12 protein-coding genes are annotated in these 11,007 nt (G+C 66.9%); 10 read left to right on the top strand and 2 right to left on the bottom strand.

Annotated elements, in window-relative coordinates:
- Nucleotides 1-101: 101 nt before the first annotated feature.
- From RMO23_RS03075 to RMO23_RS03065, 3 genes are all read left to right on the top strand, one after another.
- On the top strand, nt 102-1,433 hold the full coding sequence (locus tag RMO23_RS03075; RefSeq protein ID WP_309678627.1) for an IS1380 family transposase: 1,332 nt from the start codon (nt 102-104) through the stop codon (nt 1,431-1,433).
- A 308-nt stretch (nt 1,434-1,741) separates the two neighbouring features.
- Nucleotides 1,742-2,533 (top strand): c-type cytochrome, encoded by a 792-nt coding sequence (locus RMO23_RS03070; protein WP_309678626.1) that lies wholly within the window; start codon nt 1,742-1,744, stop codon nt 2,531-2,533.
- Entirely contained in the window at nt 2,530-3,813 is a 1,284-nt protein-coding gene (locus tag RMO23_RS03065) for a cytochrome c (protein ID WP_309678625.1), read from the top strand. Before RMO23_RS03070 ends, RMO23_RS03065 begins: the two co-directional genes overlap by 4 nt.
- 22 nt (nt 3,814-3,835) lie before the next feature.
- On the opposite strand, the gene RMO23_RS03060 is transcribed toward RMO23_RS03065, so the two are convergent.
- Entirely contained in the window at nt 3,836-5,068 is a 1,233-nt protein-coding gene (locus tag RMO23_RS03060) for an MFS transporter (protein ID WP_309678624.1), read from the bottom strand.
- Between the two features lie 61 nt (nt 5,069-5,129).
- On the opposite strand from RMO23_RS03060, the gene RMO23_RS03055 reads away from it, so the two are divergent.
- The 7 genes from RMO23_RS03055 to RMO23_RS03025 all read left to right on the top strand — a co-directional run bounded on the left by RMO23_RS03055 (nt 5,130) and on the right by RMO23_RS03025 (nt 10,748).
- Nucleotides 5,130-5,780 carry a TetR/AcrR family transcriptional regulator gene (locus RMO23_RS03055; protein WP_309678623.1) on the top strand — a complete coding sequence of 217 codons (651 nt, stop codon included), beginning with the start codon at nt 5,130-5,132 and terminating at the stop codon, nt 5,778-5,780.
- Nucleotides 5,777-6,757 (top strand): HlyD family efflux transporter periplasmic adaptor subunit, encoded by a 981-nt coding sequence (locus RMO23_RS03050; protein WP_309678622.1) that lies wholly within the window; start codon nt 5,777-5,779, stop codon nt 6,755-6,757. The genes RMO23_RS03055 and RMO23_RS03050 overlap by 4 nt, the downstream gene beginning before the upstream one ends.
- A complete protein-coding gene (locus tag RMO23_RS03045; RefSeq protein WP_309678621.1) occupies nt 6,754-7,710 on the top strand; it encodes an ABC transporter ATP-binding protein in 957 nt (318 codons plus the stop codon). Before RMO23_RS03050 ends, RMO23_RS03045 begins: the two co-directional genes overlap by 4 nt.
- Entirely contained in the window at nt 7,707-8,831 is a 1,125-nt protein-coding gene (locus tag RMO23_RS03040) for an ABC transporter permease (RefSeq protein ID WP_309678620.1), read from the top strand. Before RMO23_RS03045 ends, RMO23_RS03040 begins: the two co-directional genes overlap by 4 nt.
- Nucleotides 8,832-8,952: 121 nt before the next feature.
- Entirely contained in the window at nt 8,953-10,275 is a 1,323-nt protein-coding gene (locus RMO23_RS03035; protein ID WP_309678619.1) for an NAD(P)/FAD-dependent oxidoreductase, read from the top strand.
- A 40-nt stretch (nt 10,276-10,315) separates the two neighbouring features.
- Entirely contained in the window at nt 10,316-10,459 is a 144-nt protein-coding gene (locus tag RMO23_RS03030; protein ID WP_309678618.1) for a hypothetical protein, read from the top strand.
- 7 nt (nt 10,460-10,466) lie between these two features.
- Complete coding sequence (locus RMO23_RS03025) at nt 10,467-10,748, top strand: VF530 family protein (protein WP_309678617.1); 282 nt, start codon at nt 10,467-10,469, stop codon at nt 10,746-10,748.
- Here the strand turns inward: RMO23_RS03025 and atpE are convergent.
- Nucleotides 10,745-10,987 carry a F0F1 ATP synthase subunit C gene (atpE, locus tag RMO23_RS03020; protein WP_309678616.1) on the bottom strand — a complete coding sequence of 81 codons (243 nt, stop codon included), beginning with the start codon at nt 10,985-10,987 and terminating at the stop codon, nt 10,745-10,747. The genes RMO23_RS03025 and atpE overlap by 4 nt on opposite strands.
- Nucleotides 10,988-11,007: the final 20 nt, after the last annotated feature.

Genomic DNA, 11,007 nt, shown 5'->3' with positions numbered 1-11,007 from the left:
CTAGCCCGGATATTTCACCGTAGTAGGCCGTAAAACGAGAACGGCATTGCCCTTGTATGCTCGAAAATCGAGGTGTCGAATCTTGATCAAGCGAGCGAGCAATGCCGAAGCCAAACTGTACCGAAGAAATTGACGTTGGAGCGATGAATTTTGGCCAGTTGGGCCGACGCGTGGTGGAGGGCAGGTTCGACGGCGGCAGCATGACCAGCGATGGCGGTGTGATGCTGCTCGGTCAGGTGGACCGCAAGCTGGGATTGATGGACGCGGCGGCCCGCTGCATCGCCGATCCTCGCAGTCAGCTCTTGATCAAGCACGGCGTGCGCGACATGCTGCGCCAGCGCGTGTACGGGCTCGCGCTGGGATGGGAAGACCTCAACGACCACGGCGAGCTGCGCCAGGACGTGGCCCTGCAAACGGCAGTGGGTGTGGACCGCGAAGTGGCCAGCGCCCCCACGCTGTGTCGCTTGGAGAAGTGGGCTGATCGGGCCACGGCCTGGCGGCTGCACGAGGTGTTGGTGGAGCAGTTCATCGCCAGCTTCGAGGCCGCGCCCGAGGAGCTGGTGCTGGACTTTGACGCCACGGATAACCCGCTGCACGGCCAGCAAGAAGGGCGCTTCTTTCACGGTTACTACGACAGCTACTGCTACTTGCCGCTGTACGTGTTCTGCGGCCAGCAACTGCTGTGCGCCTACCTGCGGCCCAGCGACATCGACGGGGCACACCACGCGGGGGCCATCCTCAAGTTGCTGGTGCGCCGGCTGCGCGCGCACTGGCCTGGTGTGCGCATCGTGTTCCGGGGCGATTCCGGGTTCTGTCGCCAACGCATCCTGAACTGGTGCGAGCGCGCCGGCGTGCACTACATCGTGGGCCTGGCACGCAACGCACGGCTGCAAGCCCAGGTCGAGTTCGCCGAACTGGCGATGAAGGAAGACTATGAGCGCACGGGCGCCAAGCAACGCATGGTGGACGAGTTCAGCTACGCCGCACAAAGTTGGCCTCACGCGCGGCGCGTGATCACGCGGCTCGAATGGGGCGCGCAAGGCTGCAACCCGCGCTTTATCGTGACCAACCTGACAGGTGAGCCCCAGGCGCTGTACGACCACATGTACTGCCAGCGCGGTGAGGCGGAGAACCGGATCAAGGAGGCGCAGATCGGACTGTTCGCAACCCGTACGAGCTGCCACGTGCTGCGCTCCAACCAGCTGCGCATACTGCTGGCCGCACTGGGCTACGTGCTGATCGAGCGGCTGCGTGCGCTGGCCCTGCAAGGCACCGAGTTGGCCACGGCACAGATCGACACCCTGCGCATCAAGCTGCTCAAGGTCGCAGCAGTGGTGACACGCAACACACGGCGCATCCGGCTGTACCTGGCCTCCAACTGGCCCAGCGCGCAGACCTTCGCGCACGCCATGAGTCAACTGCGCTCACCCTGAACTCTCAAACAGCGCCTGGCCGGCGCGACGACACAAAAATGGCCCGCAACCCAAGCCGGGGTGGGGGCAGGTACGAGCGCATGTCCCGCGAGGGCACTGCGACCCCGAGCGGCAAGTACCGCAGCGACCCTTGTGCACGCCAATGCGTCGCTTCACGGTCAGTCGGCCGCCCAGCGGCCATAGCGTGAAATATCCGGGCTAGAGCACTAATTCGTTAAAATTCCGGAGCACTCAATGCCTTCGGCCAGGTTTTGCGGATTTTTTGCCGCCCGGCTGCGTCGGGCCCGGTTGTCAGGCATGATTTCGCCATGGCATCGACTTCCTCCCCTCCATTTCCCTTCACGCCCGCGCGCCGGCTGGCGGCACTGGCCACCCTGGTGGTTGCGGCCTGCAGCCTGAGCACGGCGACCCTCGCGGCAGCGCCCTTTGAAGACAGCATTGCCCAGCGCACGCTGGCCTGCACCGCCTGCCATGGCCCGCAAGGCCGCGCCGCCCCCGACGGCTACTACCCGCGGCTGGCGGGCAAACCGGCGGGCTACCTCTACAACCAGCTGCTCAATTTCCGCGACGGGCGCCGCCACTACGGCCTGATGACGCAGTTGCTCGACCCCCTGAGCGATGCCTACCTGCTGGAAATCGCGCAGTATTTTTCGGCGCTGGAGGTGCCCTACCCCGCGCCCGCCGCCAACACCAGCCCGCCGGCGCTGTTGCAGCAGGGCGAGCGGCTGGTGATGCAGGGCGAGCCGGGCCGCAAGGTGCCGGCCTGCGTGCAGTGCCACGGCCAGGCCATGACCGGCGTGGCGCCCAACATTCCGGGCCTGCTGGGCCTGCCGCGCGACTACCTTAACGCCCAGCTTGGCGCCTGGAAATCGGCCCAGCGCCGCGGCCACGCGCCCGACTGCATGAGCGAGGTGGTGGGGCGCCTGAGCCTGGACGACATCAACGCCGTGGCCAGCTGGCTGGCGGCCCAGCCCCTGCCCGTCAACACCCACCCCGCCAGCGCGCTGCCGCCACTGGCCGCCGGCGCGCTGGCCATTGAATGCGGCAGCGCACCGGCACCGGCCGCGCTGAACGCGGCTGCGCCAAAGGCCAGGCCATGAAAAAAATCCTCAAATTCACGCTCGCGGCGATCGTGGTCCTCATCACCCTGGCGGCGCTGGTCTGGGCGCTCAATGTTCGCGATGAATTCGATGTGAAGGTACCGGTGGCGACGGCGGCGGCCAGCGACAGCCTGATTGCGCGCGGCGCCTACCTGGCGCGCGCCGGCAACTGCATGGCCTGCCATACCGCGCGTGGCGGCGCCAGCTATGCGGGCGGGCTGGGTATTGCCACGCCGTTTGGCACGGTCTTCACCTCCAACCTCACACCCGATGACAACACCGGCATTGGCAGCTGGTCGTCGGCGCATTTCTGGCGCGCCATGCACAACGGGCGCTCCAAGAACGGCCGCCTGCTGTACCCGGCATTTCCCTATCCCAACTACACCCAGGTCACGCGGGAAGATTCCGACGCGCTCTATGCCTACCTGAAAAGCCTGCCCGCCGTGGAGCAGCCCAACCGGCCGCACGCGCTGCGTTTTCCTTATCAGACGCAGGCCGCGCTGGCGGTATGGCGGGCGCTGTTTTTCAGCCCCGGCGTGTACCAGCCCGATGCCAGCCGCAACGCCGAATGGAACCGCGGCGCCTACCTGGTCAGGGGCCTGGGCCACTGCAGTGCCTGTCACACCGCGCGCAATGCACTGGGCGCCAGCAGCACCGATCTGGACCTGGCCGGCGGCGTGATCCCGATGCAGAACTGGTATGCACCCTCGCTGACTTCGCCCCACGAAGCCGGCGTCAGCGACTGGGACCGCCAGCACATCGTCAGCCTGCTTAAAAACGGCGTCTCGCCGCGGGCCTCGGTCACCGGCCCGATGGCCGAGGTGGTGTTGCGCAGCACCCAGTATTTGACCGACGACGATTTGGGCGCCATGGCGCAGTTTTTGAAGGAATTGCCCGACGCCGCAGCGGGCGCGGCGGCCGCCACGGCAACCACCGCGTCCGTCCCGAGCGCCAAGGGGGCCAAGCTCTACGAGTCGCACTGCGCCCAATGCCATGGCGACAAGGGCCAGGGCGTGCCCAATGCCTACCCGGCACTGGCCGGCAACCGCGCCGCCATCATGAGCTCCAGCGCCAATCTGGTGCAAATTGTGCTGAGCGGCGGCTATGCACCCGCCACCGCAGGCAACCCGCGCCCATACGGCATGCCGCCCTTTGTGCTGGTGCTGAACGACAGCGACATCGCGGCGGTGCTGACCCATGTCCGCAGCTCCTGGGGCAACCAGGCCGGCGAGGTCACGCCGATCGACGTCAACCGCATACGCGCGCACCAGGGCAAATAGCCGGGCCAGGCGGGCGAGCCCTTTAGTCCACCATGCGGTCGCGCCGGGCCAGAGCCGGAAAGCCCCTGAAATACAGCGCCGCCACCAGCAAGGTGCCGATGCCGCCCGCCACCACCGAGCCGACCGGCCCGAGCAGCGCGGCGGTGGCGCCCGATTCAAATTCACCGAGCTGGTTCGACGCGCCGATAAACACCGAATTGACCGCGCTGACCCGGCCGCGCATGGCGTTGGGGGTTTCGATCTGCATCAGGGTCTGGCGCACCACCACGCTGACCATGTCGGCGCCGCCAGACACCGCCAGCACGGCCAGCGACAGCACAAAACTGGTCGAGAGGCCAAACGCCACCATGCACAGCCCGTACAGCGCCACCGCGGCCAGCATGGTGCGGCCGACACGCCGCTCCATTGGCCAGCGCGTCAGCACCGCCGAGCTCAGCAAGGCCCCTGCCGCTGGCGCCGCCCGCAGCAGGCCCAAGCCCCAGGGGCCGACCTGCAAAATGTCCTTGGCAAACATCGGCAGCAGCGCCGTGGCACCGCCCAGCAGCACCGCAAACAAATCCAGCGACACCGCACCCAGCAAGGCCTTGCGCTGCCAGACAAACTCGGCGCCGGCCAGCAAGGTGCGCAGCGACACCGGCTCGCGCGGCGACGGCAGGTGCTCATAGGCGACCCTTGAAATCAGCACACAGCCGGTGGCAAACAGAAAGGCACTGGTGGCATACACCGCCGTGGCGCCGGCGACAAAAATCACGCCGCCCAGCGCCGGCCCGCCAATCACCGCCGCCTGCATGCCGGCCGAGCTGAAGGCCATGGCGCGCGGCAGCATGGCCGGCGGCACCAGCATGGGCGTGAGCGCCTGCTGCGCCGGCATCTGAAAGGCGCGCGCCACGCCCAGCAGCACCGACACGCCCAGCAGCAGCTCGCGCGAGGCCCAGCTATGGCTTGCGCCCCAGCCCTGGGTGGCGGCCACCAGAATCAGCGCCACGCTGGCCTGCGTGACCAGGCAGGCGGCAACGATGCGGCCACGGTGCAGCCGGTCGGCCACATGGCCGGCCACCAGCGTCAGCAGCAGGGCCGGCACAAACTGGTACAGGCCGACCAGCCCCAGGTCCCAGGCGCTGCCGGTCAGCTCGTACATCTGCCAGCCCACCGCCACCATCAGCATCTGGTTGCCGGTGGTGCCAAACAGGCGGGCAAACCACATGCGCATGAAGGCGCGCAGGGCAAAGAGATCGGAGACGCTGTGAAGAGGCATGAAGCCCTTGATTGTCGCCACAGCGGCTTGATTAATTACTATACGTTCGTATAATTAGTTCATGGCCCGCCCGTCGCAAAACATTGACCAGCTGCTGCTGGACGCCGGCCTGGCGCTGCTGCCGCTGACCGGCTGCGCCGGGCTGTCGGTACGCCGCCTGACCGAACATGCGGGCGTCAACCTGGGCATGTTTCACTACCACTTCAAGACCAAGGAAAACTTCATCAAGGCGGTGCTGCAGCGCACCTATGACGAGATGTTTTCGGCGCTCACGCTGCGGGTCAACCCGGCGCACCCGGCGCTGCAGAACCTGCGCGATGCGCTGGGCGTGCTGGGGCGCTTTGCCATCCAGAACGGCCGCCTGCTGCTGCGCATCATGGGCGACGCCATCAATGGCGAGCCGCTGGCGGCCGGCTTCCTCAAGGCCAACCTGCCGCGGCATGTCACCGTGATTGCCGCGCTGGTGCAGCAGGCCCAGCAGGAGGGCAGCCTGGCCCGGGCGCCGGTGCCGCAGGTAATGGCCTTCATGGCCGGCGCCGTCGCCGCGCCGATTCTGGTCGGCACCGCGCTGCAGCAGCAAAGCCCAGGCGCCGATGCCACCAGCGCCGCCGGGCTGGTGCTGTCTGAACAGGCGCTGGCCCAGCGCATCGAATTTGCCCTGCGCGGGCTGGCACCGCAGGCGCCGCTGACCGCCGCAAAGGACACCCGATGAACCCACGCCGGCACGGCACCGCATTGCTGTTGGCCGCCACGCTGCTGTCGGGCTGCGGAGGCAAGCCGGCGGACAGCTTTCCCGGCTATGCCGAGGCCGATTACGTGCGGCTGGCGGCCCCGATCAGCGGCACCCTGACGAAGCTGCATCTGGCCCGTGGCGACCAGGCGCCCGCCGCCGCCGAGGCCTTTGTGCTGGAGCAGGACAGCGAACGGGCGGCGCGCCAGGAAGCGACATTCCGCGTGGCGCAGGCGCAAGACCAGCTGAGCAACCTGCGCCAGGGCAAACGGCCCGACGAACTGGCCGCGCTGCGGGCGCAGCAGGCGCAGGCGCAGGCCGCGCTCGACCTGTCATCGGCCGAGCTGGCGCGCAGCAGCAAGCTGGTGGCGCAGCAGTTTCTCTCGCCGGCCAGCCTGGACCAGGCCAGGGCCGCCGTGGCGCGCGACCGGGGCCGCATCAATGAGCTCAACGCCCAGCTGCGCCAGGCCGTGCAGGGCGCGCGCAACCCCGAGATCAGCGCCGCCGAGCAGGAAGTCAGGGCCGCGCAGGCACAGCTTGAACAGGCCGGCTGGCGCGTGGCGCAGAAAACCCAGCGCACGCCGGTGGCCGGCGATGTGGTGGACGTGCTGTACCGCGAGGGCGAATGGGTGCCGGCCGGTGCCGCCGTGCTGACCCTGCTGCCGCCGGCCAACCTCAAGGCGCGCTTTTTTCTGCCCGAGGCGCAACTCGGCGCCATCGCCATCGGCCAGCCCGTGACCCTGCAGTGCGACGGCTGCGGCGCGCCGATTGCGGCAAAAATCAGCTTTATTGCGCGCGAGGCCGAATACACCTCGCCCATCATCTACAGCAAGGAAAACCGCGCCAAGCTGGTCTTCATGGTGGAGGCCCGCCCCGGCCCGCAGGACGCGCGCCGCCTGCACCCGGGCCAGCCGCTGGAGGTGCGCCTGAACGCCGCGCCTGCGGCGCCGCCATCATGACGGCCGCAGCGGAACCGGCCCTGATCGACGTGCACGGCCTGACCAAGCGCTATGGCAATCGCGTGGTGGTGGACCACTTCGACATGCGGGTTCCCAAGGGCCGCATTTACGGCTTTCTCGGTCCCAACGGCAGCGGCAAGACCACCACCATCCGCATGCTGTGCGGCCTGCTCACGCCCGACGCCGGCGAAGGCACTTGCATGGGCTACAACATCCGCACCCAGGCCGCGCTGATCAAGCGCGAGGTCGGCTACATGACGCAGCGTTTCGGCCTGTATGAAGACCTGACCATCGCGGAAAACCTCGACTTCATCGCGCGCGTCTACGCCGTGGACCAGCGGCCGCGCAAGGTGCGTGAAACGCTGGAGCGGCTGGGCCTGGCCACGCGCCACGACCAGCTGGCCGGCGCGCTGTCGGGCGGCTGGAAGCAGCGGCTGGCACTGGCCGCCTGCCTGATCCACAACCCGCGGCTGCTGCTGCTTGATGAACCGACCGCCGGCGTGGACCCGGCCGCGCGCCGCGAATTCTGGGACCATATCCACGAGCTGGCGGCCGACGGCCTGACGGTGCTGGTGTCGACCCACTACATGGACGAGGCCGAACGCTGCCACGAGCTGACCTACATCGCCTACGGCAAGCTGCTCACGCGCGGCACCGTGGCCGAGGTGATTGCCGGCGCGGGGCTGATCACCTGGGCGGTGTCCGGCCCGGACCTGATCGCCGTGGCGCACCGCCTGCGCCAGGCCGCCGGCATTCGCAGCGTCGCGCCCTTCGGCACCACGCTGCACGTCAGCGCCGCCAGCACCGCGGCGGTGCGGGACGCGCTGGCGGCCTTGCCTTTCGAAGGGCTGGTATCCGAGCCCATCACACCCAGTCTGGAGGACGTGTTCATCGCGCTGATGCAGGATGCGAAGGACAACTATGGGGAAACGACCCCGGGAGCAGCCGCATGAGCTGGGCGCGCTTCCTCGCCATCCTGATCAAGGAGATCCGACAGGTGCGGCGCGACCGCCTGACCTTCGGCATGATGGTGGGCGTGCCCATTGTCCAGCTGCTGCTGTTCGGCTTTGCCATCAACAGCGACCCCAAGCATTTGCCGGCCGCCCTCCTCGTGGCCGACGCCAGCGAGTTTTCACGCAGCTTTGTGGCGGGGCTGGAGAACTCCGAGTACTTTCGCATCACCCACCGGCTACAGAGCGAGGCCGAGGGCGACGCGCTGCTGGCCACCGGCCAGGTGCAGTTTGTGCTGGTGGTGCCGGCGGATTTTTCGCGCAAGCTGATGCGTGGCGAACACCCGGCCATGCTGCTGGCCGCCGACGCAACGGACCCGGCCGCCACCGGCAACGCGATTGCCGCGCTGGCTGGCATTGGCCAGCGCGCCATCGGCCGCGAGCTGTATGGCCCGCTGGCGTCGCTGCGCCCGGCCGAGGCGCCGTTCGAGGTGCGGGTGCAGCGCCGCTACAACCCGGAAGGCCTGACCAGCTACAACGTGGTGCCCGGCCTGATCGGCGTGATCCTCACCATGACCATGGTGATGATGACCTCGCTGGCGATGACGCGCGAGCGCGAGCGCGGCACCATGGAAAACCTGCTGGCCACCCCGGCGCGCCCGCTGGAAGTGATGCTGGGCAAGATCGTTCCCTACATCCTGATCGGCTATGTGCAGGTCAGCGTGATTTTGCTGGCCGCGCGGCTGCTGTTCAACGTGCCCATGGTCGGCAGCCTGGCGCTGCTGTCGGGCGTGCTGGTGCTGTTCATTGCGGCCAACCTGGCGGTGGGTTTTACCTTTTCCACCATCGCACGCAACCAGCTGCAGGCGATGCAGCTGACATTTTTCTTCTTCCTGCCGTCGATGCTGCTGACCGGCTTCATGTTCCCGTTTCGCGGCATGCCGGCCTGGGCCCAGGCGATTGGCGAGGTCTTGCCGCTCACGCACTTTCTGCGCATCGTGCGCGGCATCATGCTCAAGGGCAACGGTCTTGTGGAGGTGTCTGGGCAGCTGTGGCCGATTGCCCTGTTCATGCTGGTGGCGGGCGTGCTGGCCCTGATGCGCTACCGCCAGACAGTGGATTGAGGGCTCCGCGCCGTCTGTCGATTAAAAATTGGCTGGCCGGCCTGCAACGCAAACCGGATGGCCGCAAACCGGCAGTTAATATCGGGGCAACTCGGTGGCCTTTGAGCCCGGAAGGAAGCAAATGCAACGCATCGTCATCGTCGGAGGAGGCGCGGGAGGACTGGCGCTGGCCACCCAGCTCGGCAAAAGCCTGGGCAAAAAAGGGCTGGCCGAGATCACCCTGGTGGACGCCGCGCGCACCCATGTCTGGAAGCCGCTGCTGCACCAGCTGGCAGCGGGCAGCTTTGACACCCACGCCGAGGAAATCGAATACCTGGCGCAGGCGCGCTGGAACCACTTCAAGTTCCGGCTCGGCAGCCTGACCGGTCTGGACCGCGTCCATAAAACCCTGCAGTTGGCCGCCAGCTACGACGAAGCCGGCCGCGAGATCACGCCGCCGCAGCAGCTCGCCTATGACACGCTGGTGATTGCGGTGGGCAGCCAGACCAACGACTTTGGCACGCCGGGGGCGGCCGAGCACAGCATCAAGCTGGACAGCCCGCAAGCGGCCAAGCGCTTCAATGACCGTCTCATCAACGCCTGCATCCGCGCGCAGACCGTGCCGCGCGCGGCGGGCAGCGGCCGCCTGACGGTGGCGATTGTGGGCGGCGGCGCCACCGGGGTGGAACTGGCGGCCGAACTGCACGCCGCGGCCCGGGTGCTGGCCAGTTACGGCTTTGACCATATTCATCCCGAAAAGGACTTGCAGATCGTGCTGATCGAGGCCGCGCCGCGTCTGCTGGCGCAACTGCCCGAGCGCCTGAGCGAATCGGCCCTGCGCGAATTGCGCAAACTGGCGATTGAGGTGCACACCAATGAAAAAGTGGTCGAGGTCACCGCCGACAGCCTGAAAATGGCCAGCGGCAAGGTGGTTTCATCCACCATCACCGTGTGGGCCGCGGGCGTCAAGGCGGCCGACTTCCTGAAAACCATAGGCACGACGCAAGACGGACGGGATCCGCTGGAAACCACCCGGCTCAACCAGCTGGTCGTCAACGGCAATTTGCAGACCACCCGCGATGCCGGCATTTATGCCTTTGGCGACTGCGCCGCCTGCCAGCAACCCGACGGCACCTGGGTGCCGCCACGCGCCCAGGCCGCCTACCAGCAGGCGATGTACCTGACCCGCTCGCTGCCGTTGCTGACGGCCGGCAAGCCGGTCGCGCCCTTTGTGTTCAAGGACCAGGGATCGCTGGTGTCGTTGTCTGAATACTCGTCGGTGGGCAGCCTGATGGGCAGCCTGACCAAGGGCAGCTTTTTCATTGAAGGCCAGCTGGCCAAGCTGATGTACTGGGCGCTGCACAAGCAGCACCAGCTGGCGCTGGGTGGCATGAAGAAAACCGCCCTGATTACCCTGTCGGAAATGATTGATCGCACCCACCGGCCGCGCATCAAGTTGCATTGATAATTACCCTCATCGAACAATTCACCCTCAGGAGAAAACCATGGCAAAAGGTCAACAAAACAGCGGCAAGATGGTCAAGAAACCCAAGAAAGACACCTCGCCGCCCAAGACGGTGTCCCCCGATGCGGTGCGTCCCACCGTCGTGACCCAGGTGCCGCTGCGCGGCAAGCTGAAAAACAAGTGATGCCGGCATGAGCGCGGACCCGACTCCCGCCCCACAGGCCGATCCGCTGCATGGCGTCACGCTGGAGGCCATGGTCACCGCGCTGGCCGGGCATTACGGCTGGGAGGGGCTGGGTCAGCGCATCAACATCCGCTGTTTCACCAGCGAGCCCAGCGTGGCATCGAGCCTGAAGTTTTTGCGCAAAACACCGTGGGCCCGCGAAAAGGTGGAAAGCCTTTACCTGTTCATGCTGCGCGAGGTGCGGCGCGCCAGCCCGCCTGTCCACAATTTCCCGCCGCCCAGGCGCTAGGCTTTGAGCGGGTTGCCAAACAGCAGCATCATGGCGACGCCGACACCGATCAGGAAATTGGCATCGATCAGACCCGCCAGCAAGAACATCTTGACCTGCAGCGGCTCCATCATCTCGGGCTGGCGTACCGCGCCCTCCAGATAGCGCGCGCCCATGACGCCCAGCCCCAGGCAGGCGCCAATCGCGCCCAGACCGATCATCAAACCGCATGCAATCGAAATGGCACCCGCGTCGCTCATGATTTTCTCCTTGAATTCAT

Origin of the sequence: Polaromonas sp., from assembly GCF_031411155.1 — a bacterium.
Taxonomy (GTDB): domain Bacteria; phylum Pseudomonadota; class Gammaproteobacteria; order Burkholderiales; family Burkholderiaceae_C; genus Polaromonas.
Note: the sequence above shows the minus strand (reverse complement) of the source record. Positions and strands in the feature narration are given on the sequence as shown.